Source organism: Mesorhizobium sp. L103C131B0, from assembly GCF_000502275.1.
In the GTDB taxonomy this organism is placed as follows: Bacteria; Pseudomonadota; Alphaproteobacteria; order Rhizobiales; family Rhizobiaceae; genus Mesorhizobium.
Map to the genome: position 1 here is coordinate 155,819 of NZ_AYXC01000009.1, position 22,777 is coordinate 178,595.

Below are 22,777 nucleotides of genomic sequence, written 5' to 3' on the forward strand. Positions count from 1 at the left end.
AGACACGCGGCCGCCGTGCCGGTCAGTCGTCGATGTCGGCGTCGTCGTCGACGAGCACCAGCTCCTCGTTCGACAAATTGGCCTCGATGCGGGCGAGCAGCTTGAACAGCGTCTTCTGTTCTTTCTTGTCGAGGCCCTTCAAGGCCTGCTTTTCGGTCTTCTTCACCGACTTCTCGATGGCGTGGATGATCTCGCGGCCGGTGTCGGTGAGAAAGATATGCGCCTGGCGTGCATCCGCGGAAGAGGCGCGCTTTTCCAAAAAGCCCTGGGCCTGCAGCCGGTTTATGGTCTTGGTGATGGTCGGCGGGCGCACGCCCAGGCGGCCGGCGAGATTGCCGGGCGTCTGGCCGTCCTCGCGGTCGAGCGTCAGCATGATCTGGTCCTGGCCGGCATAGAAGCCGTGCGCCAGAAGCCGCGCCGCCAGCGCGGTCCTTGCCAGCCTTGCCGCCGAATGCAGCCGGCTCATCGTTGCAGTCTTGTCCGCCTTGGCCATGGTGATCCCTCTTCGGCCGTACCGGTGCGTGCAGCATAGACGCAGCCGGCCGGTTGGCAATCGACGATCAAAAACATTCCGGCTTTCGAAACAGCTTTGCCGGCAAGCATTTGTGGTGCTCGAAATGGTGATGCCAGATGTTTATTTCAGTTAGATGACAAACGAGTTTCCGCCAAGGCGATTGCAACGGTTTGACGCGGCGCGGCTCAGCACAGGTCAATGAAGAGGCGTTTCCGGCGACACGTTGATGGTCGGCATCCCTCGCACTCGGCCTCTCGGTCTACCCACCCGCTTCGTCAACCTGGGTCAAACACCCAAGCGGTTTGCCTCGTGCAAAAGGCCGGCACACATCCTATATGCCAACAATCCCTTCTTGCGGCCCGCAATTCCGTGGCCCAGCCATTTCGAGGCAAGATATGAGCGAAGCACAGACGCAAATCCCCGTGACCGTTCTCACCGGCTATCTCGGCGCCGGCAAGACGACGCTGCTCAACCGCATCCTGTCGGAAAACCATGGCAAGCGTTATGCCGTCATCGTCAATGAATTCGGCGAGATCGGCATCGACAATGATTTGATCGTGGAATCCGACGAGGAAATCTACGAAATGAACAATGGCTGCGTCTGCTGCACGGTGCGCGGCGACCTGATCCGCGTCGTCGAAGGCCTGATGCGCCGTCCCGGCCGCTTCGACGCCATCGTCGTCGAGACCACCGGCCTCGCCGATCCTGTGCCGGTGGCGCAGACCTTCTTCATGGACGACGACGTGCGCTCCAAGACCAAACTCGACGCTGTCGTGGCTCTGGTCGACGCCAAGCACCTGCCGCTCAGGTTGAAGGATTCCAAGGAAGCCGAGGACCAGATCGCCTTCGCCGATGTCGTCGTGCTCAACAAGACCGACCTGGTGACGCCCGAAGAACTGGCCAAGGTCGAGGCCACCATCCGCGCCATCAACCCGGCGGCCAGGATCCACCGCACCACGCGCGCCGGCGTGGCGCTGTCCGAAGTGCTCGACCGCGGCGCCTTCGACCTGTCGCGCGCATTGGAAAACGACCCGCATTTCCTCGAGGCGCACGATCATGATCACGACCATCATGACCATGACAGGCACGATCACCACGACCATGATCACGACCATCATCATCACGATCACGCGCATCCCTCCGACATCCATGACGTGACCGTGCAGTCGGTGTCGCTGCGCGGCGGCGAGATGGACCCGAAGAAATTCTTCCCGTGGATCGAGAAGATCACTCAGATGGAAGGTCCCAACATCCTGCGGCTGAAAGGCATCATCGCGCTCAAGGGCGACGACGAGCGCTATGTCATCCAGGGCGTGCACATGATCATCGAAGGCGACCACCAGCGCGCCTGGAAAGACGGCGAAAAGCATGAGAGCCGGCTGGTGTTCATCGGCCGCGAGCTTGACGCCGAACGGCTGAAGAAGAGCTTTGACGCCTGCCAGGCGGCTTGATTTCCGGACTCTATGGCGCTAGCGCTGCCCGCTCAACCTTCTCCCCTTGTGGGAGTAGGTGGCCTCGCGAAGCGAGGTCGGATGAGGGGTGCTCCAGCTCGGCACCGACGGCGATCCGTTCAACACCCCTCATCCGTCTCGGCGCTGCGCGCCGATCCACCTTCTCCCACAAGGGGAGAAGGTTGACGCCAGGCCTGGCCGCCTCAGTGGCTTCCCGGGAGTGGTGACAGCTTCATTGGAATGGTCCTGATGCCCACAGTTGCTCCCCTCGACCTGGAAGGTCACTGCCTTGCCGCCGTCTTCCTCGACAACGTGCCGCATTTTGCGCTCGCCGATGGGACAGTTCATAGGCTCGACAACGGCCACAAGACAATTCAGGCCAATGACGGCCTGCTCTCCACGTTCCATGACGCCGCCAACGACCGCCTGATCACCGGCGGCGAGGACGGCAAGATTTTTGCCGTTGCCGCCGGCGGCAATGTCAGCGAACTCGCCAGCGCCGGCAAGAAGTGGATCACCAGCGTCGCCGCCGGGCCGCAAGGCGCTATCGCCTATGCCACAGGCAAGACTGCGTTCGTGCGCTTTGCCGACGGCAAGACCAAAGAGTTTGCCCATCCACGTTCGGTCGAGGGGCTGGCCTTCTCCCCCAAGGGCATGCGCTTCGGCGTCGCCCGCTACAATGGCGCGACGCTGCATTTCCCGGCCGCCGAGGGCAGACCGGTGGAGCTGGAATGGGCCGGCGCCCATACCGGCGTGACCTTCTCGCCGGATGGCGCCTTCCTCGTCACCACCATGCAGGAAAACGCGCTGCATGGTTGGAAGCTCGCCGACGGCAAGCACATGCGCATGACCGGCTATCCCGGCAAGGTCAAAAGCCTGTCGTGGAGCGTGAAGGGCAAGTGGCTGGCGAGTTCCGGCGCGCCGGCGGCGATCGTCTGGCCGTTTTCGGGCAAGGACGGCCCGATGGGCAAGGCGCCGCTGGAGCTCGGCACGCGCGGCAACGCCATGGTGACATCGGTTGCCTGCCATCCGAGCCAGGATGTCGTCGCCGTCGGCTATGATGACGGCATGGTCATGGCGGTGCGCTTTACCGATGCCAAAGAGGTGCTGTTGCGCCGCCCAGGCATGGGCGCCATCACCGCGATGATGTGGGACAAGGAAGAGCGCCGGGTCGCCTTCGGCAGTGCCGCCGGCGACTGCGGCGTCATCGATATCTCGGCGTGACCTATTCGGCTCCGCACGACACCTTGCCGGTCAATTCTTTCGGCTTGCCGTCCTGTTCCGTGTCGGCGGCGTTGTCGTAGACGGCAAGCGTGTACCGGCCGTCATAGACGCCCTCGTCACTGGTCTTGGTCAGGATCGTCAGTTCGACAGAGTTGAATTTATCTCCGAGCTGATGCTCGTGGTAGACGTTCAGCCGCAACTCCTTGTCGTCCAGCCAGTACTGGGTGAGGTCGGAATCCTCGAAGACGGTCTTGCGCAGACTGTCGCCTTCCGGCCGGCCAAGTATCTCGAGATCGCCGCGAAAATTGAAGGTCGGGCCGCCCATACCTCTGGTGACCCCGGCGCCGACCTCGAATTGCACCGCTTTGTCATCGACGGAACACCAGACGCCGCCCGATGCGGAAGCCGCAGCGGCCGACAAGAGTAGCGCAATAGCGCAGATGATCGTCCGCATTTTTCTCCCCAAACCACAGACCCGATCGCATTGGCGCCCGACTGCGCCGGAAGGTCAAGTCTGCCGAACTTGCTGCTGACCCAATGCAGCGCACCAACACGGCCAATTGCGGTTGCCGTCGCCAATTGGGTAGTGTGCCGGCCGAGAGGGATTTCATGTACAGCACGAACAGTTCAAAGGCGTCCATTGGCGGTATCAGCCGTGACCGCATCGCTGCATTGCGGACAAGCGAGGCGAACACCTTCCGCAAGGCGCGGCCGAAATCGCAGGCCAAGGTCGGTAACGGCCTGCCAGGCTTCTTCGGCGGTGTGCCGATGCACTGGATGAACGACTGGCCGACGCCATTCCCGATCCTGGTCGAAAGCGCCAAGGGCGCCGCCATCACGGATATCGACGGCAACAGGCTGGACGATTTCTGCCTCGGCGACACCGGTTCGATGTTCGGCCATTCGCCGCCGCCGGTGGCGCGCGCCATCCGCCGCCAGGCCGGGCGCGGCCTGACCTATATGCTGCCTTCGGAGGATGCGCTGGCCATCGGGCCGCTGCTCACACAGCGTTTCGGTCTGCCGTTCTGGCAGATCGCCACCAGCGCCACCGACGCCAACCGCTTCGCGCTGCGTGTTGCCCGCGCTATCACCGGTCGGGAAAAGATCCTGGTCTTCAACGGCTGCTATCACGGCTCGGTCGACGAGACGATGGTCCGGCTGGTCGACGGCAAAGCTGTCAACCGGCCGGGCCTGGCGGGCGAATTCCGCGACCTGACCAGGACGGCGAAGGTCATCGAATTCAACGATGTTGCTGCACTGGAAGCGGCGCTCGCCGACCGCGATGTCGCCTGCGTCATCGCCGAGCCGGTGCTGACAAATTCCTGCATGGTGCTGCCCGATCCGGGTTTTCACGACGCCTTGCGCAAACTGACGCGCGCGGCCGGAACGCTGCTGCTGATCGACGAGACCCACACCATCTCGACCGGCCCAGGGGGCTACACCAGAAAATTCGGGCTGCAGCCCGACCTTTTCGTGCTGGGCAAGCCGATCGCCGGTGGCGTGCCGGCAAGCGTGTGGGGCATGAGCGACGAGGTCGCCTCGCGCTATGCCGACTACAACCGAACCAAGGAGCCGGGCTATTCCGGCATGGGCACGACGCTGTCGGCGAACCCGCTGCAGTTCGCAGCCATGCGCGCAACGCTCGAAGAGGTGATGACGCAGGAGAATTATGCCCGGATGGATCGCCTCGCCCTGCGGCTCGATGCCGGGCTGACCGGCGTCATCGATCGCTACAATCTGCCCTGGCATGTCGCCCGCGTCGGCGCCCGCGTCGAGTTCATCTGCGCCCCTGGCCCGCTCAGGAACGGCGCCGAAGCCGAGACTGCCCATGCGCCGGAGCTTGAGGCGGCTATCCATGTCGCGCTGGTCAACCAGGGCGTGCTGATCGCGCCCTTTCACAACATGATGCTGATCTCACCGGCCACCACCGGCGCCCAGGTCAACCGGCTGATCACCGCCTTCGCCACGGTTGCGGCAAGGCTGACGGCATGAGACAAGCTGCCAAGCCAAACTCGAGTACACTAATCATGACTTCACCTTCGGGCTCGACGCCCGCCGAGGCGCAAGCCTTTCTCGACGCCCATCCCGAAATCGAAGCCTTCGATATCGTCTTGACCGACGCCAACGGGGTCGGCCGCGGCAAGATCGTGCGCCGGCATGAGCTGAAAAGCATCTTCGAGGGCGGCCGCCACATGCCGATCTCGATCCTCGGCCTCGACATCACCGGCGAGGATGTGCACGAAACCGGGCTGATCTGGACGACTGGAGACGGCGATCTCAGGGCATGGCCGATCCCCGGCACGCTGGTGCCGCTTTACGGCACGAACCCGCCGCGCGGCCAGTTGCTGATGGCGATGTACCATCTCGAGGGACAGCCTATGTCGTCGGACCCACGGCTGGCGCTGGCCAGGCAGGTCGACATCTTGGCGGCCAAGGGCCTCTATCCCGCCGGCGCCTTCGAACTCGAATTTTTCCTGCTTGCCAATGAGCGTGACGCCGACGGCAAGGTAAAGCCGGCGGACGCCGTGCTCGACGGCCGCCGCTCGGCCAAGACGGAAGTCTATTCCGTCGACCATCTGCACGGCATGGAGCCGCTGTTTTCCGACATCTATGCCGCGGCCAAGGCGCAAGGCATTCCGGCCGAAACGGTGATTTCCGAATACGCGCCCGGCCAGTACGAGCTGACGCTGAACTATCGCAAGGATGTCATGCGGGCGGCCGACGACCTCGTCATGTTGAAGCGGCTGGTGCGGGCGCAGGCGCGCCGCCATGGTGTCACCGCCTGCTTCATGGCCAAGCCGATCGAAAAATACGCCGGCTCCGGCATGCATTTCCATGTTTCGTTGCAGGACAAGAACGGCCGCAACGTTTTTGCCGAGGCTGGCGGCGAAAGCTGGTCGCTGCCGCTGCTGCAGGGGCTCGGCGGGCTGATCCAGACCATGGCCGAATCGATGCTGGTGTTTGCGCCGCACGCCAATTCCTGGCGGCGCTTCGTCTCGCAGTCCTATGCGCCGGTGGCGCCGACCTGGGGCGTCAACAACCGTTCGGTGGCGCTGCGCATCCCGGCGGGCGACGCCAAGAACCGGCGCATCGAGCACCGGCCGTCGGGTGTCGACGCCAATCCCTACCTGATCGCGGCAACGGTGCTGGCCGGCATCATCAAGGGTCTGGATGAAGGCCTCGACCCCGGCCCCGAAACCACTGGGAATGGCTATGAAGCCGCCATCACGCGCACGACCATGCCGGTCGACTGGCGCGCTGCGATCGAGGCGGCGCGGGCATCGAGCTTCCTGAAAGAAGCGCTTGGCGAGGATCTGCATCGCACCTTCGTGGCGATCAAGCAGTCGGAGTATCTGCGCGTCGCCCGCACCGTCAGCGAGCTAGATTACCACCTCTACCTCCACGAGGTCTGAGAGACCGCCTGGAACTCGGGCAGTCGTCCTGCTAGCCCGACGATCAGGCGGCGATTACTTTTTCGCCGCCTGCATCAAATGAGGTGGCGCTGCAGCCTTCAAGAACATATCATGAACGGATGAGCGCACCCACCGTCCGTGAAAAGCTGGCAATCCTGTCTGACGCCGCCAAATACGATGCTTCTTGCGCCTCGTCCGGCTCGGCGAAGAAGGATTCGCTCCAATCCGGCGGTATCGGCTCCACAGAAGGCATGGGCATCTGCCATTCCTACGCGCCGGATGGCCGCTGCATTTCGCTCCTGAAAATCCTGCTGACCAATTTCTGCATTTACGATTGCAGCTACTGCATCAACCGCTCGTCATCGAATGTGCGCCGCGCCCGCTTCAGCATCGACGAGGTGGTGAAGCTGACCATGGATTTCTACCGGCGCAACTACATCGAGGGCCTCTTCCTGTCCTCAGGAGTCATCCGCTCCCCGGACGAGACCATGGCCGAAATGGTGGAAGTGGCGCGGCGGCTGCGGCTGGACGAAAAATTCTCCGGCTATATTCATCTGAAGACCATTCCGGAAAGCTCGGCCGAACTGGTCGAGCAGGCCGGGCTCTACGCCGATCGGCTGTCTATCAACGTCGAACTGCCGACCGATGAGGGCGTCAAGAAACTGGCGCCGGAGAAGAAGCCGGAAACGATCCGGCTTTCCATGGCGAACCTGCGCCGGAAGATGGAGGAAAAAGCCGAGCCGACGCTGAGGACCAAGAAGCGCGAACGCTTTGCGCCCGGAGGTCAGTCGACGCAGATGATTGTCGGCGCCGACAAAACATCCGACGACGGCATTTTGCACACCAGCGCGCGGCTCTATGGCAGCTATCACCTGCGGCGCGTCTATTATTCCGCCTTCAGCCCAATCCCGGATTCGTCATCGTCGCTGCCGCTGCAAAAACCGCCGCTGATGCGCGAGCACCGGCTCTATCAGGCCGACTGGCTGATGCGTTTCTACGGCTTTTCGCAGCCGGAAATCCTCGCCGGCAGCAGCGACGGCATGCTCGATCTCGCCATTGACCCCAAGCTCGCCTGGGCTTTGCGCAATCGGGCGAGGTTTCCCGTCGACATCAACCGCGCCGACCGCGAAGCGCTGCTGCGGGTTCCGGGTCTGGGCACCAAGGTGGTGGCGAAGATCCTTGAAACCCGCCGCCACCGACGCATGCGGCTGGAAGATGTCGGACGGATCTGCCATTCGATCGCCAAGCTGAGGCCCTTCATCATCGCCGAAGGCTGGTCGCCGGGCGGACTCACCGACAAGACAGGCCTGCGCGACACGATCGTAAAGTCCTGCGAACAACTGTCGCTGTTTTGACCATGCAGCCGGCTCAGCTCGACCTTGCCCGATACACTGTCCGGCTAGCGAGCCAGACCGATTTCGCCGGTTGGCGCGATGCGGCACGGCGTCTGGCGCTGAATGAGGTCCGACCTGAGGATATTAGTTGGGGTGTCGGGTCCGACGCCAATGATCCTCAAGATGCCTTGCCGGCGGTGCCAGAGGGCGCGCAGCTTACCGTCCCGCGCGAGTTCATCGCCCATGCCGAAACCGCCTTCTGCCACTCCGACCCCGGCCGGTTTGCCTTTCTCTACTGGATGCTTTGGCGCCTGCGCACCGAGCCGAAACTGCTGGCGATCGCATCCGATCCCGACACCAGGCGGCTCGAAGCCATGGAAAAGGCGGTGCGGCGCGACAGCCATAAGATGCATGCCTTCGTACGCTTCCGGAAGATCGGCGACGGCGAGAACGAGCGCTACGTCGCCTGGTTCGAGCCGGAGCATTTCATTGTCGAGCGCAACGCGGATTTCTTCGTCCGGCGGTTCACCGGCATGCGCTGGACCATCCTGACGCCCTATGCCTCCGCCGACTGGAACGGCGAAAGGCTGGCGATCGGGCCGGGTGCGGCCAAGGGCGATGCACCCGATCAGGACGACACCGAGGCGTTGTGGCTGACCTATTTCGAAAACATCTTCAACTCGGCGCGGCTCAAGGTGAAGGCGATGCAGAAGGAGATGCCGAAGAAATATTGGCGGAACCTTCCCGAGGCCTCGCTCATTCCAGATCTGATCGCAGGAGCGGACGAGGCCGCCAGGGATATGATTGCCAGACTGCCGACAACGCCGGCGCCGCACCACGCCAAGCTGCAGGCAAGACATTGGCCGAAGCCCGAGCCGGCCGAGGCGCCGGATGAAGACGATGCCAAGACGATTTCCGATTTGCGCGAGGCTGCAAAGGGTTGTCGTCGCTGCCCGCTCTGGCGCGACGCGACACAGACCGTGTTCGGCGAGGGGCCGGATGACGCCAAAGTGGTCTTCGTCGGCGAACAACCTGGCGATCAGGAAGATCTCGCCGGCAAACCTTTTGTCGGGCCAGCGGGCAAAGTGTTCGATGCGATTCTCGATGACGCAGGCGTCGACCGGCAAAAAGTCTACGTCACCAACGCCGTCAAGCACTTCAAGTTCGAGCCGCGCGGCAAGCGCCGCATCCACTCGAAGCCAAATACCGGCGAAGTCCAGGCCTGCCGCTGGTGGATCGGCCGGGAGCTTGAGCTGATCAAGCCGGACCTCGCCGTGGCGCTTGGGGCAACGGCGGCGTTGTCGCTGCTGGGCAAGGCCATTGCCGTGACGAAAATGCGCGGCCAGTTGATCGAACGCGAGGATGGCTTGCGCGTGTTCATCACCATCCACCCCTCCTTTATTCTGCGTATTCATGAGCCCGCGGACAAGGAGGCAGAGCGCGAGCGGTTTCTCAGGGATATGAGAGAGGTGAAGCGGCTGATGGGGTCGTGAGATGAGCGAAAGCCTCAGCGACATCGTCATCCGCGGGCGGAGCAAGGAGTGAAGCGACGCAGCGCAGACCCGAGGATTCATGCCGCGACGTTTGGACGCTGCTACGGTGCAGAATTCTGCTCCGCTGCGCTCGACGGCTAACATCACGGAATGGACCCGGGGCTTCGCGACGGAGCTTCGCTCCTGCTTCGCCCAGGGATGACGAAGCTGAGTGGCTTCAGCCAATCACCTACGGTCGTGAATCCAACGTTGGAAACTTCGGCCGCCACGGCCAGATTAACTGATTAGGATTGCCCTCAGATCGTTCACATTCGTACCCGTCGGCCCCGGCACGAACAGATCGCCGATCGCGTTGAACGCCGTCCAGGCATTGTTGCCGGCCAGCATCGCCTTGGCGTCGATGCCGGCGGCACGCATGCGCGAGACAGTTGAGCCATCGGCAAAGGCGCCGGCATTGTCTTCCGAGCCATCGATGCCGTCGGTATCGGCGGCCAGTGCATGAATACCTTCCGCGCCGCTGATGCCGATGGCAAAGGCGAGCAGGAATTCGGAGTTGCGGCCGCCCTTGCCCCTTTTTCCGTCAACAGGGGCCCGCAAAGTCACGGTCGTCTCGCCGCCGGACAGGATCAGCACCGGCTTTTGGAACGGCCGGTTGCGCGTCGCCACTTCGCGCGCAATGGCTGCATGCACGCCACCGACCTCGCGCGCCTCGCCCTCGATGGAATCGGAGAGGATGACGGCTTCGATGCTTTGCCGTTTTGCCTCAGCGGCTGCCGCTTCCAGCGATACGCCAGCCGAGGCGATCAGGTGCACTTCATTGCGTGAAAAGCGCTGGTCATCCGGATCTGGCGCATCGGCCTCTGGCGAGTTGATGTGCGCCATGACGGCGTCGGGCAGCTTCATGCCATAGGCCGCTATCGAGGCCAGCGCATCGGCGCGGTTGCCGGAGTCGGGCACGGTCGGGCCGGAGGCCACCAGGGCCGGGTTGTCGCCGGGAATGTCAGAGACAACCAGTGATACCAGTTTGGCCGGCCAGGCGGCAGCTGCCAGCCGGCCGCCCTTGATGGTCGAGAGATGCTTGCGGATGGTGTTCATGGCCGCGATCGGCGCGCCGGAGGCGAGCAGCGCCTCGTTGACGGCGATTTCGTCGGCGAGCGTCAGGCCAGCGGCAGGCGACGGCAGCAGCGCCGATCCTCCGCCCGATATCAGCGCCACTACCAGGTCGTCCGCAGTCAGCCCTTGCACCTTTTCGAGCAGGCGCCGCGACGCCTCAAGACCGGCAGCGTCCGGTACCGGATGTGCCGCCTCGATGATTTCGATGCGCTCGCATCTGGCGCCATAGCCGTAGCGGGTGACGACCAGCCCTTCGATTGGGCCATTCCACACCTTCTCGAACGCGGCCGCCATCTGCGCCGAGCCCTTGCCGGCGCCAATGACAATGGTACGGCCCTTGGGCCTGGCCGGCAGATGATCCCTGATGGTCCGTTCAGGATCGGCAGCGGCAACAGCGGCATTGAAGATCGAGATGAGAAAGGGTTTTGGGTCGAGCACGGTTATCCTTGGCCGTAACTGGCGGTTTTCAAACTGAGCAAACGTTGGCGCTGCCCCTCTCCCTTATCCTTTCCCCGTGAAAGACGGGGAGAGCGGGCTTGTCCCTTCTCCCCGTCACTATAGGGGGAGAAGGTGCCGGCAGGCGGATGAGGGGCAGCGGTAGCGTCACGATTTATCTTCCGGCGGCAGCGCCAATTGTGTCCGATCAACGCCGAGATGATCGCACAGTGCATCGACGACGACGCCGTGGTCCTGGCGTTCCGGCAGGCCGGAGACGGCGATGACGCCGATGACGCCGGCACCCTTTACAGTCACCGGAAACCCGCCGCCGGCCAGTACGTAATCAGCAATATCCAGCCCCTCGCCGACCTTGAAGGTGCGGTCCGGTCGCTGCTGTTCCAGCACCAGACGATAGGTGCTCCTGAGGTAGCGCTTGACCACATTGATCTTGCGTCGTGCCCAGTCGGGGTTGGAGGCGTTTGAACCGGGCATCGCGGCATAAAACAGCGGCCGATCCCACAGCCTGATATCGACAATGATGGGCAGCTTTTCGGCCAGCGCCCGCTCGCGGATCGCCGCGCCGACCTTGAAGGCGACGGCCTCGTCGAAGGCCGGGAAGACCAGCGTCTCTTCCTGTTTCTGGATCAGAGCGATGTCGTCCGCGGCGGCCATTTTGTTCTCCGAAATCGTCACAAATCGTGTGTACGACAAGCTCCGCCCGGTCAAGGTCTCGTCGCGGTGGTGGTCTTGCCCCGCCAGGGTCGCCCCCCACTCCATCGAGCTTCTCTCGACACCTCTCCCCCGATCGACAGGGTAGAGGAAGGGCTCCAAGCTGTCCGAACCGGCGCCCGTCCTCCGAAGCAAAGGCTCCCTTCCTCTCCCTCCGGAGGGGGGAGAGGTGGCGCCGCGAAGCGGCGACGGAGTGGGGGAACCACTTGGCAACCAGGCGCAATCATCATCTTGTCCCGCGCGGATGATGGGTCCTACCCCACGATCATATCGATCTTGGCCGGCCGCCCCGCGACATAGACCTCGCGCACGGCACGGTCGTCGCCCAGCGTCTGCAGCAGGAACAGCTCCTCCGCCAGCGTCTCCACAGTCTCCATCCTCAGCCGCATCGCCGGCGTGGCGCGGGCGTCGAGCACGGTGATGTCGGCATCGGTGCCTTCATCCAGCGTGCCGACCTTGTCCGCCATAGACAGCGCCTCGGCATTGCCACGTGTTAATTGCCAGAAGGACTGGAACGGGTTCAGCTTTTCGCCAGTCAGCGCGATCACCTTGTAGCCCTCGTCCATGGTGCGCAGCATCGAATAGTTGGTGCCGCCGCCGACATCGCTGGCCGCGGCGATGCGCAGCGGCTTGTCGCGGCGCCGAAAGCGCTGGTAATCGAACAGGCCGGAGCCGAGGAACAGGTTCGAGGTCGGGCAGAACACCGCCACCGAGCCGCTGTCCGACAGCGCATCGGCCTCGCGTTCCGAGAGATGGATGCAGTGGCCGAACAGGCTCTTTGGCCCCAGCAGGCCATACTGCTCGTAGACATCGGTGTAGTCGCGCGCCTGCGGATAGAGTTTTTGCGTGAAGGCGATTTCGGCGTGGTTTTCCGACAGATGCGTCTGCATGTGTAGATCGGGATGCTCGCGGCAGAGCGTGCCGGCCATCTCCAACTGCTCGGGCGAGGAGGTGATGGCGAAGCGCGGTGTGATCGCATAAAGCTGGCGGCCCTTGCCGTGCCATTCCGCAATCAGTGCCTTGGTATCGTCATAGCCGGATTGCGGCGTGTCGAGCACGCCTGCCGGCGCGTTTCGATCCATCATCACCTTGCCGGCAATGTTGAGCATGCCGCGCGCATGCGATTCGGCAAAGAACGCTTCGGCAGACGCCTTGTGCACCGAGCAGTAGACGGCGACCGTCGTCGTGCCGTGGCGCACCATCTCGTCCAGGAACAGCCGGGCGATGCGGCGGCCATGCTGAGCGTTGGCGAATTTGGTCTCTTCGGGAAAGGTGTAGGTGTTCAGCCAGTCGAGCAGTTCGGCGCCGTAGGAGGCAATGACCTGCATCTGCGGAAAATGCGCATGCGCATCGATGAAGCCGGGCAGCAGCAGATGCGGCCGATGATCGATCTTTTTCGCACCGTCGCCCGCTTGCTTTTCGACTTCCGTGTAGCTGCCTGCGGCAACGATCCGGCCATCGCGGATCAGCAGGCCGCCATCCTCCTCATAGCGCCAGGCGGCATGGTCGTCGATGGCTTCGGGCCAGCGCAAAAAACTCAGGGTGCGGCCGCGCAGAAGTGTGGAGGTCATCCCTATTTCCCTGCGCCTTCGAACCAGGCGACCAGCAGCGCCCGTTCCTTGTCGCTGATCTGGGTGACGTTGGCGGGCGGCATGGCGTGGCTGCGCCCGGCCTGCAAATAGATTTCACGCGCATGCTCGGCAATGCCGGCGTCGGTGTCGAGCATCACGCCCTTCGGCGCATGGTAGATGCCTTCATAGACCGGCTCGGCCGTATGGCACATCGAGCAGCGGCCAAGCACGGTGTCGCGCACCGCCGGGAAATGCGACGAGGCGATATAGACTTCGGCCGCGGCGGATGCCTTGGGCTCGCCGGTCAGTATTTTCGGCGCTGTCGACAGCCACATGATGATGACGAACAGCACCGCAGCCGCCATCCAGGTCCAGTGCGGGTTGCCGGCACGCTTATGCACGGTGTTGAAATAGTGCCGGATCAAGACGCCGATGATGAACACCAGCGAGGCGATGACCCAGTTGAACTCCGTCGCAAACGCCAGCGGATAGTGGTTCGACAGCATCAGGAACAGCACGGGCAGCGTCAGGTAATTGTTGTGCAGCGAGCGCTGCTTGGCGATTTTGCCGTATTTCGGGTCGGGCTTGCGGCCGGCAATCAGGTCGGCGACGACGATCTTCTGGTTTGGAATAATCACCATGAAGACATTGGCCGACATGATCGTGGCGGTGATGGCGCCCAGATGCAGGAAAGCGGCGCGGCCGGTGAACAGATGCGTCAGACCCCAGGCGATGAACACCAGCACGCCATAGAGCACCAGCATCAGTCCGGTGTCACTTTTGCCGAGCGGCGACCGGCAGAGCAGATCGTAGACTACCCAGCCGACGCCGATGGTGGCCATCGACAAAAGGATGCCGACCGGCACCGACATCGGCAGCACATTGGGGTCGATCAGGAACAAATCGGCGCCGGCATAGTAGACCACGCACAGCATGGCGAAGCCGGACAGCCAGGTGGCGTAGGATTCCCACTTGAACCAGGTCAGGTGTTCCGGCATTTCGGCCGGCGCCACCAGATATTTCTGGACGTGGTAGAAGCCGCCGCCATGCACCTGCCATTCCTCGCCGAATGCGCCGGCCGGCATGCCGGGGCGCTGGCGCAGCCCAAGGTCGAGCGCGACGAAATAGAAGGACGAGCCGATCCAGGCGATGCCGGTGACGACGTGCAGCCAGCGCACGGCGAAACTCAGCCAGTCCCAGAAAATCGCGAAATCCATCATGTGAAATCGTCCCTGCCGATCGGCTGACTTTACGGTGTGGGGCGCAAACGAAAAGAGGCGAGGTGTACGATGACTTTCAAAAAAAAATGGAAAATACTAGGCTGACCACGTACGCCGCCAAATAAAGAGCCACGAATGGCCTATCTCGACAACATCGCCGTCTTCGTCCGCGTCGTCGAGCTTGGCAATCTCTCGGCGGCGGGCCGCGACATGCGCATTTCGCCGGCGGTCGCCTCCAACCGCATCAAGGAGCTGGAAAAACACCTCGGCGTGCGGCTGTTCAACCGCACCACACGGCAATTAATGCCGACGGAGCATGGCACGGTGTTCTACTCCGGCGCCAAGCAGGTGCTGGAGGCGATCACCGAGGCGGAAGCCGCGGTCTCGGCTCTTTCCGGCCAGCCGCGCGGCACCATCAAGGTGACCGCACCGCTCGGCCTTGGACGGCGGCTCGTGGCGTCGGGCATTCCGGATTTCCACGACAAATACCCCGATATCGAGGTGCGGCTGAGGCTCTCCGACCACAATATCGACATCATGAAGGAAGGCATCGACGTCGCCTTCAAGCTCGGCATCATCGAGGATTCCAGCCTGCGGATGCGCGGCATCATGGAATGTGAACGCGTGCTGGTGGCGGCACCGAAATATCTCGAAGCGCGCGGCGAGCCGGTGGAGCCACAGGAGCTGATCGGCAAGAAGCACGACTGCCTGATGCTGCGCTATTCCGGGGCGCGCGAATATGTCTGGACGCTGCAGACGCCGTCCGGCCCGCAGAAATTCGAGGTGCACGGCCCCTACGACACCGACGATGGCGATGTGCTGACCGGCTGGGCGCTGTCGGGCCGCGGCATCATCAACAAGCCGCGCTTCGAGGTCGAACCCTTCATCCGCGACCGGCGGCTGCAGGTCATCCTGGCCAGCACGCCGCCAACGCCGGTGCAGTTCGCCGCCGTCTATCCGCACAAGAAGCTGCAGGATCCAAAGGTGCGGCTGTTGCTCGACTTCATGGCCGAGCGTTGCCAGCGGCTGATCAAGGATTTGCTGGCCGGCAAGTGAGGGGCTGTTGGCCCAGTCGCCAGGGTTGTCTTACAAGCAGGTGACCTTAGGTTCGCATACGCCGCCCTATGATCGATGGTCCCATGCCGACTGACCAGCAAGCCACAATGCATCTTGCCGTTTCGCTCAACATTACTTCCGGGCAGCCGCTCGGGTTCAGCGACCTGGCCGGTTTTGCCAAGCAAGCGGAAGCGGCGGGGCTGGACATGATTGTCCTCGATGATTCCGCGCCGAACAGCGCCGGGTCGAGTTCTTTCGAAGCGACGACCTTGCTGGCGGCGCTGGCGACGGTGACAAGTCGGATCGGCCTTGTCGCTGCAGCCTCGACGGTGGCTCACCAGCCGTACAATCTGGCGCGCCGTCTTGCTTCGCTCGACATCATCAGCCATGGCCGCGCCGGCTGGCACGCGACCATGGCGCAGGCGCCACGGGAAGCCGCCAATTTCAGCCGGCCGGATGGATTTTCCGACGATGTGTTCCGCCGCCGCACGCAGGAATACATCGGCATCGTTCAGCGCCTGTGGCAGGGCTGGGATGCCGACGCGCTGCTGTTCGACAAGATCGGCGGCCGCTTCCACGATCCCGAAAAAATGCACCTGCTCGACCACAAGGGCGAATTTTTCTCCGTGCGCGGGCCGCTGAACGTCGCGCGCTCGCCGCAGGATACGCCGGTGCTGGTGCTGTCCGGCCTGTCCGAGGCCGACCTGGATATCGCCGCCCGCACCGCCGATGTCGTCCTGCTGGACAGACCCACAGAGGACGCCAAGGCGCGCCATGACGATCTCAAGCGCCGCGTTGTGGCCTGCGGACGCGATCCGGGTGCGGTCAAGCTGCTGCTGAACGTTGGCGCAGATGTCGCTGCCAACGCGCTCGAAACATTGTTCAGCTCGCAAAGCTGCGACGGGTTCAACATCGCAATACCGCCTGCGGCGATTGACGGTTTCATCGGCCGCGTGCTGCCGGAATTGCAGCGCCGCGTCCGCCCGGATTATCCCGGCACCGCCTTGCGCTCGCATCTCGGACTTGCCGGAGGAGCGCAATGACCCGCCAGATGAAGCTTGGCGCCTTCCTGTGGGCGACGGGCCACCACATCGCCGCCTGGCGTCACCCCAAGGCGCATGTCACGGCAGGCATCGACATCGATCATTACATCCGGCTGGCGCGCACGGCGGAAGCGGCGAAGTTCGACATGGTGTTCTGCGAGGACGCCGCCGGCCTGCGCGAAGCCAATGTCGGCATCGCCAGCCAGACCTCACGCTCGATCGGCTTCGAGCCGATCAGCCTGCTGTCCGCGCTCGCCGTCCAGACCAGCCGCATCGGCCTCGTTTCGACGGCCTCGACCAGCTACAACGAGCCCTATGGGCTGGCGCGCACCTTTCTGTCGCTCGATCATCTGAGTGGTGGCCGGGCTGGCTGGAACCTGGTGACGTCGGCCAGCCCCATCGAAGCCGCCAATTTCGGCGCGACGGGCCTGAAACCCCATGCCGACCGCTACGAGCGGGCGCGCGAATTCGCCGAGGTGGTATCGGGACTTTGGCAAGGCAGTGGCTTTCACTGTCACAACGGCCAGAGCTTTTCGGTGCGCGACCCGCTCGACCTGCCGCGCTCGCCGCAGGGCGCGCCGGTGATGGTGCAGGCCGGCGCCTCGGATGTCGGCCGCGACCTTGCCGCACGCACGGCCGACGTGGTGTTCACGGCGGCGCAGACCCTCGAGGAAGCCAAGGCCTTTTACGACGACCTCAAGGGCCGTATGGCGGCCTATGGGCGGGAACCCGACGACATCAAGATCATGCCCGGCGTCTCCCCGGTGGTGGCGGAAACCGAGGCCGAAGCGCGGGAGAAACAGGAGGAATTGCAGGCGCTGATCCCTGACGATGTCGGCGTGGCGCTGCTGTCCAGCTATCTCAGCATCTCCGATCTCGGGAGCTATCCGATCGACGGACCGATGCCCGAGCTGCCGGAGACCGAGGGCATGAAAAGCCGCCAGGCGCTGGTCATCGAACAATCGCGCCGCGACGGCCTGTCGATCCGCCAGCTAGCGCGCCATTTCGCCGGCGCACGTGGCCATTGGCGTATCGTCGGCACGCCGGCGCAGATCGCTGACGAATTGCAGGCGCGGTTCGAGGGCGGCGGCGCGGACGGCTTCAACGTCATGCCGTCATACTTCCCCGGCGAGCTCGATGCCTTTGCCACGCTGGTGGTGCCGGAACTGCAGCGGCGCGGACTGTTCCGTCGGGAATACGAAGGCAGCACCTTGCGAGATCATCTCGGCCTGAAGCGGCCTGCTTAGCCGCGCCGAAGCTTAGCCGGCCATCATCTTGTGCTGGACTTCATGGTCGGCATTCGGCGCGGTGTTGTGAACGACCAGTGCCGTCATGATCTCGGCTGCCGCGAGCGCCGCGATCACCGGCGGGCGCTTGTCCCTGACGGCGTCGCCGCCGATCGGGGAGACGAGGCGGGCGAACTCAGCCTCCGTGCCATCCGCCGATTTCAGGAACCAGTTCCTGAACGTCGCTCTCTTGGTTTTCGAGCCGATCATGCCGACATAGGCCGCGTCGTCGCGCTTCAGCGCCTCGGCGACGATGAGGAAATCCAGCGCATGGTCGTGGGTGAGGATGGCGAAGGCGGTGCCGGCGGGAGCGTTTCGCACCTCGGCCTCGGGCATCGGCGTCAGCCGCCTCTCGACCGTCTCCGGCATACCTTCCAGCGCTTCGGCCCGCGTCTCAATGACGACGCCATGCACGGGAAGAAGTGCAACGGTCGAGGCCAGCGCCTGGCCGACATGGCCGCCGCCGAAGATATAGACATGCGGCAGGTGGGCTTCCTCGGCTTCTGCGGCCGCGATCAGCTCGGCAGCAAGCGCGGCATCGACGATACGGATCAAGACTTCGACGCGCCCGCCGCAGCACTGGCCGATCTCGGGGCCTAGCGGCACGTCAAGCGTGGCGCGGACTTCATCGACCGCGATGCGGGCTTCTTTACCCTCCCCCTTGTGGGGAGGGTCGGTGAGCGGACGCCGCGTGGCGGCGTCCGCGAAACGGGGTGGCTTGGCACGATCGTCCGNCCGACCCTCCCCACAAGGGGGAGGGTGAAGACCCCACCATCTGCCTCGCCTTGTCGATCGCCATGTACTCGAGCTGACCGCCGCCGATCGTGCCAAAAATCGCCGCCTGCGATACGAGCATGAAGGTGCCCTTCTCGCGCGGAGTCGAGCCTTTGGTGCCGGCCACTTCGACCAGAGCAAGCCGGCCGGCGCTGGCGAGAAAAGCTCTGAGGCTTTGCACTTTCGAGTTCATATTTCGCATTCCCGTACGGGAAATATAGAGTTTTTCAGTCTGAATTGCACGTTTTGCCAGAATCCAGGTCAGAGTCAGGCGCTATTCTCGGCTTCACCCTTCAACCGTTCGATCGCCATCAGCACCCGTTCTGGTGTTGCAGGAGCGTCGAGACGCGGACAGACCTTATGATCGGCCACACTTGCCACCGCGTCCGACAGCGCATGCAGCACAGACATGCCGAGCGGGAAGGGCGGTTCGCCGACCGCCTTGGAACGGTGCACCGTCGGCTCGTTGGCCTCCGGCCAGTCGGCCAGCGTGACGTTGAATATCTTCGGCCGGTCGGACGCGAGCGGGATCTTATAGGTCGACGGCGCATGCGTGCGCAGCCGGCCCTTGTCGTCCCACCACAGCTCCTCCGTCGTCAGCCAGCCCATGCCCTGGATGAAGCCGCCCTCGATCTGGCCGAGATCGATGGCGCGGTTCAGCGAGCGGCCGGTTTCATGCAATATGTCGGTGCGCTCGACGACATATTCGCCGGTCAGCGTGTCGACCGAGACTTCCGAGCACGAGCCGCCATAGGCGAAATAATAGAACGGACGGCCCTCGCCCTTGTCACGGTTCCAGTGGATTTTCGGCGTCTTGTAAAAACCCGCCGCCGACAGTTGGATGCGGGCCATATAGGCCTGCTTGACGAGGTCGGTGAAGGCGATCTCCTGGTTGCCGATGCGCACCCGGTTGGGCAGGAAAAGCACCTGCTCGCGCGGCACCTGGTATTTTTCGGCGGCGAAGTCGGTCAGCCGTTCCTTGATCTGGCGGGCGCCGTTCTGCGCCGCCATGCCGTTGAGGTCGGTGCCGGACGACGCCGCGGTGGCCGAAGTGTTGGGCACCTTGCCGGTGGTCGTCGCGGTGATCTTGACCTGGTCGACGTCGATCTGGAACTCTTCCGCCACCACCTGCGCCACCTTGACGTAGAGGCCTTGCCCCATCTCGGTGCCGCCGTGATTCAGATGCACCGAACCATCGGTGTAGACATGCACCAGCGCGCCGGCCTGGTTGTAGTGGGTGGCTGTGAAAGAGATGCCGAATTTGACCGGCGTCAGCGCCAGGCCGCGCTTGATGAAGCGGCTGTTGGCGTTGAAGGCCTGGATGATGCGGCGGCGCCCCGCATAGTCGGCGCTCGCCTCCAGCTCGGCGACGATGCGGTGGATGATGTTGTCCTCGACCGTCTGGTGATAGGGCGTGACATTGCGGCCCCCGTCTTTATCACCACTGGTGCCATAAAAATTCTGCTTGCGGATTTCGAGCGGGTCCTTGCCGACGGCAAAGGCAACCTCGTCGATGACGCGTTCGGCGCCGACCATGCCTTGCGGGCCGCCGAAGCCGCGAAAGGCTGTGTTCGAGACGGTGTTGGTATAGAGCGGCGCCGACTGTGCATGCACCGCCGGCCAGAAATAGGTGTTGTCGCAGTGGAACAGCGCACGGTCGGTGACCGGCCCGGACAGGTCCGAGGAAAAGCCGCAGCGCGCCGCAAACATGAAATCGACGCCAAGAATATTGCCGTCGTCGTCGAAACCTACTTCGTAGTCGACGAGGAAGTCATGGCGCTTGCCGGTGGCAATCATGTCGTCGTCACGGTCGGGCCGGATCTTGACCGCGCGATGGTGTTTCTTGGCGGCGATCGCCGCCAATGCCGCAAACTGGTTGCCTTGCGTCTCCTTCCCGCCGAAGCCACCGCCCATACGGCGGATTTCCACCGTGATGGCATTGCTCGGCACGCCCAGCGCATGGCTGACCATATGCTGCACTTCGCTCGGATGCTGGGTCGAGGAAAAGATGGTGACGTCCTGGTCCTCGCCGGGGATGGCCACGGCGATATGGCCTTCGAGATAGAAATGCTCCTGGCCGCCAATGCGCATCTTGCCCTTCAGCCGGCGCGGCGCCGCCTTGATCGCGGCAGCGGCATCGCCGCGCTTCAAGGTGAGCGGCGGCGTGACCAGCTTGTCCTTGCGGGGGTCGAGATCGCCAATGTCGGTGACGAAAGGCAATGGACTGTATTCGACCTTGGCCAGCCGGGTGGCGCGGCGCGCCTGTTCGCGCGTCTTGGCAATAACGCAGAAGATCGGCTGACCATAAAACTGCACCTTGTCGTCGGCCAGCACCGGCTCGTCGTGTCGACCGGTCGGCGAAATGTCATTTTCGCCCGGAACGTCCTTGGCCGTCAGCACATCGACGACGCCCGGCGCCGCGCGCACCGCCGACAGATCCATTTTGCTGATCGTCGCATGCGTCGCCGTGGACAGGCCGAGGCAGCCATGCAGCATGCCCGCCGGTTCCGGCATATCGTCGATATAGACCGCGCTGCCGCTGACATGCTTGTGCGCGGAATCGTGGCGCTGGTCGGCGGCGACGCCACCGGAAATCTTCTGCGCCTTGAGATCTGGAGAGGCGTGCTTGTTCATCAGGCCGCCTCGTTGCGTGACACCTGGAACGGCGCCTTGCTGCCGCTGGTTTCGGCAAAAAAGCGCAGCAGCAGGTTCCTGGCCGCCAGCGCCCGGTATTCGGCCGATGCCCGCATATCGGTCAGCGGGGTGAAATCGCCGGCATATTCAGCCATGGCCGCTTCCACCGTTGTCTCCGTCCACGGCTTGCCGAGCAGCGCTTTTTCGACACCGAAAGCCCGCTTCGGGGTGGCCGCCATGCCGCCATAGGCGATGCATATATCGGCCACGGTTCCGTCCTTGGCCAAGTCGAGGAAAAAGGCGCCAAGGGCTGCGGTGATGTCCTCGTCGCGGCGCTTGGTGATCTTGTAGACGGCAAACTTCGTGCCCTTGGCCGGCACGGGAACGTGCACGGCCTCGACGAATTCGCCTGGCTGCCGGTCCTGCTTGCCATAGGCGATGAAGAAATCCTCGAGCGCGATGGTGCGCCGCTTCTTGCCGCGGCGCAGCGTCAGTTGCGCACCAAGCGCGATCAGGGGCGGCGGCGTGTCGCCGATCGGCGAGCCATTGGCGATGTTGCCGCCGATGGTGCCCATGTTTCGTACCTGTTCGCCGCCGATGCGGTCGAACAATGGCCCGAGCGCGGGGATGCGCTTGGCCAGTGTCGCGAAGGCGTCGGTGTAGGTGACGCCGGCTCCGATGGTGATGACGTCATTGTCTTCGGAGATCGCGCACAGCCCCTCGAGATTGCCGATGAAGACTACCGGTGAGATGTCGCGCATGTGCTTGGTGACCCACAGGCCGACGTCGGTCGAGCCGGCGACAACAGTGGCGTCGGGTTCCTTATCCAGTACAGCGGCGAAATCATCGGCGTTGGCCGGGACGACCAACCTCAGCTTGCCGGCGCCGATTTCGACGCGGGCACCGTCATGCATAGCCTCGAGCCTGGCGGTGATCGCCTTGCGCTCGGCAGCCAGCGGATCCTTCGCCGCCTTGCCGTAGCTGGAGATGGCACGCGCGGCGCGCATTATTGCCTCATAGCCGGTGCAGCGGCAAAGATTGCCTTGCAAGGCCTTCTCGATCGCTGCATTCGACGGGTCCGGCGACTTCATCCACAAGCCGTAGAGCGACATAACGAAGCCCGGCGTGCAGAAGCCGCATTGCGAAGCGTGGAAATCGACCATCGCCTGCTGCACCGGATGCAATTGGCCAGGCGCGCCGCGCAGATGCTCGACGGTGACGACATGGGTGCCGTCGAGCGAACCGAGGAAACGGATGCAGGCGTTGACGCTTTCATAAACCAGCTTGCCGGCGGACAATTTTCCGACCAGGACCGTGCAGGCGCCGCAATCGCCCTCGGCGCAGCCTTCCTTGGTGCCGCGCAGCGAGCGGTCGAGCCGCAGCCAGTCGAGCAAGGTCGCGTCGGGCGCCACCGACGACAGCGCTACATCCCTGCCATTGAGGATGAAGCGGATCTCTTTGCGTATGGTGATCTTGGCCATGCG

Annotated in this window: 17 protein-coding genes and 1 pseudogene; 9 read left to right on the top strand and 9 right to left on the bottom strand. The window is 63.5% G+C overall.

Annotated features, from left to right (window positions below):
* Positions 1 to 22: 22 nt before the first annotated feature.
* Positions 23 to 493, bottom strand: a complete 471-nt coding sequence (locus X730_RS147710; protein WP_023694717.1) for a MarR family winged helix-turn-helix transcriptional regulator — start codon at positions 491 to 493, stop codon at positions 23 to 25.
* Positions 494 to 909: 416 nt separating this feature from the next.
* Between X730_RS147710 and X730_RS147705 the strand changes: the two genes are divergently transcribed.
* Both X730_RS147705 and X730_RS147700 read left to right on the top strand, forming a co-directional pair.
* Positions 910 to 1,965: a GTP-binding protein gene (locus X730_RS147705; RefSeq protein ID WP_023755789.1), complete on the top strand. Its 1,056-nt coding sequence runs from the start codon at positions 910 to 912 to the stop codon at positions 1,963 to 1,965.
* A 249-nt stretch (positions 1,966 to 2,214) separates the two neighbouring features.
* The gene (locus X730_RS147700; RefSeq protein WP_023711331.1) at positions 2,215 to 3,189 is read left to right on the top strand and encodes a WD40 repeat domain-containing protein; all 975 of its coding nucleotides are present in this window, start codon (positions 2,215 to 2,217) and stop codon (positions 3,187 to 3,189) included.
* A 1-nt stretch (position 3,190) separates the two neighbouring features.
* On the opposite strand, the gene X730_RS147695 is transcribed toward X730_RS147700, so the two are convergent.
* Positions 3,191 to 3,643, bottom strand: coding sequence for a hypothetical protein (locus tag X730_RS147695; RefSeq protein WP_023683507.1), 453 nt, complete (start codon positions 3,641 to 3,643; stop codon positions 3,191 to 3,193).
* Positions 3,644 to 3,798: 155 nt separating this feature from the next.
* Here X730_RS147695 and X730_RS147690 point away from each other — a divergent pair, with 155 nt between their 5' ends.
* The 4 genes from X730_RS147690 to X730_RS147675 all read left to right on the top strand — a co-directional run bounded on the left by X730_RS147690 (position 3,799) and on the right by X730_RS147675 (position 9,429).
* Complete coding sequence (locus tag X730_RS147690) at positions 3,799 to 5,181, top strand: aspartate aminotransferase family protein (protein ID WP_023711330.1); 1,383 nt, start codon at positions 3,799 to 3,801, stop codon at positions 5,179 to 5,181.
* A gap of 35 nt (positions 5,182 to 5,216) precedes the next feature.
* A complete protein-coding gene (locus X730_RS147685; protein WP_023695949.1) occupies positions 5,217 to 6,602 on the top strand; it encodes a glutamine synthetase family protein in 1,386 nt (461 codons plus the stop codon).
* A gap of 119 nt (positions 6,603 to 6,721) precedes the next feature.
* Positions 6,722 to 7,957, top strand: a complete 1,236-nt coding sequence (locus tag X730_RS147680) for a putative DNA modification/repair radical SAM protein (protein ID WP_023694722.1) — start codon at positions 6,722 to 6,724, stop codon at positions 7,955 to 7,957.
* A 2-nt stretch (positions 7,958 to 7,959) separates the two neighbouring features.
* Positions 7,960 to 9,429 carry a UdgX family uracil-DNA binding protein gene (locus tag X730_RS147675; RefSeq protein ID WP_023826668.1) on the top strand — a complete coding sequence of 490 codons (1,470 nt, stop codon included), beginning with the start codon at positions 7,960 to 7,962 and terminating at the stop codon, positions 9,427 to 9,429.
* Between the two features lie 276 nt (positions 9,430 to 9,705).
* Here the strand turns inward: X730_RS147675 and X730_RS147670 are convergent, their stop codons facing one another.
* The 4 genes from X730_RS147670 to X730_RS147655 form a co-directional block, all read right to left on the bottom strand.
* Positions 9,706 to 10,986 (bottom strand): glycerate kinase, encoded by a 1,281-nt coding sequence (locus tag X730_RS147670; protein ID WP_023826669.1) that lies wholly within the window; start codon positions 10,984 to 10,986, stop codon positions 9,706 to 9,708.
* 159 nt (positions 10,987 to 11,145) lie between these two features.
* Complete coding sequence (locus X730_RS147665; protein WP_023695952.1) at positions 11,146 to 11,652, bottom strand: heme-degrading domain-containing protein; 507 nt, start codon at positions 11,650 to 11,652, stop codon at positions 11,146 to 11,148.
* 311 nt (positions 11,653 to 11,963) lie between these two features.
* Complete coding sequence (gene guaD, locus X730_RS147660; RefSeq protein ID WP_023695953.1) at positions 11,964 to 13,280, bottom strand: guanine deaminase; 1,317 nt, start codon at positions 13,278 to 13,280, stop codon at positions 11,964 to 11,966.
* A gap of 2 nt (positions 13,281 to 13,282) precedes the next feature.
* A complete protein-coding gene (locus X730_RS147655; RefSeq protein WP_023695954.1) occupies positions 13,283 to 14,500 on the bottom strand; it encodes a urate hydroxylase PuuD in 1,218 nt (405 codons plus the stop codon).
* Between the two features lie 135 nt (positions 14,501 to 14,635).
* Between X730_RS147655 and X730_RS147650 the strand changes: the two genes are divergently transcribed.
* From X730_RS147650 to X730_RS147640, 3 genes are all read left to right on the top strand, one after another.
* Complete coding sequence (locus tag X730_RS147650) at positions 14,636 to 15,556, top strand: LysR family transcriptional regulator (protein WP_023671373.1); 921 nt, start codon at positions 14,636 to 14,638, stop codon at positions 15,554 to 15,556.
* Between the two features lie 107 nt (positions 15,557 to 15,663).
* The gene (locus X730_RS147645) at positions 15,664 to 16,599 is read left to right on the top strand and encodes an LLM class flavin-dependent oxidoreductase (protein WP_023826670.1); all 936 of its coding nucleotides are present in this window, start codon (positions 15,664 to 15,666) and stop codon (positions 16,597 to 16,599) included.
* Positions 16,596 to 17,846 (top strand): LLM class flavin-dependent oxidoreductase, encoded by a 1,251-nt coding sequence (locus X730_RS147640; RefSeq protein ID WP_023826671.1) that lies wholly within the window; start codon positions 16,596 to 16,598, stop codon positions 17,844 to 17,846. Before X730_RS147645 ends, X730_RS147640 begins: the two co-directional genes overlap by 4 nt.
* Before the next feature lie 12 nt (positions 17,847 to 17,858).
* Here the strand turns inward: X730_RS147640 and xdhC are convergent.
* From xdhC to xdhA, 3 genes and pseudogenes are all read right to left on the bottom strand, one after another.
* Positions 17,859 to 18,852, bottom strand: a pseudogene (xdhC, locus tag X730_RS0133955) (xanthine dehydrogenase accessory protein XdhC).
* A gap of 74 nt (positions 18,853 to 18,926) precedes the next feature.
* Complete coding sequence (xdhB, locus tag X730_RS147635) at positions 18,927 to 21,293, bottom strand: xanthine dehydrogenase molybdopterin binding subunit (RefSeq protein WP_023826672.1); 2,367 nt, start codon at positions 21,291 to 21,293, stop codon at positions 18,927 to 18,929.
* Positions 21,293 to 22,774, bottom strand: coding sequence for a xanthine dehydrogenase small subunit (gene xdhA, locus X730_RS147630; RefSeq protein ID WP_023826673.1), 1,482 nt, complete (start codon positions 22,772 to 22,774; stop codon positions 21,293 to 21,295). Before xdhA ends, xdhB begins: the two co-directional genes overlap by 1 nt.
* Between the last annotated feature and the right edge of the window lie 3 nt (positions 22,775 to 22,777).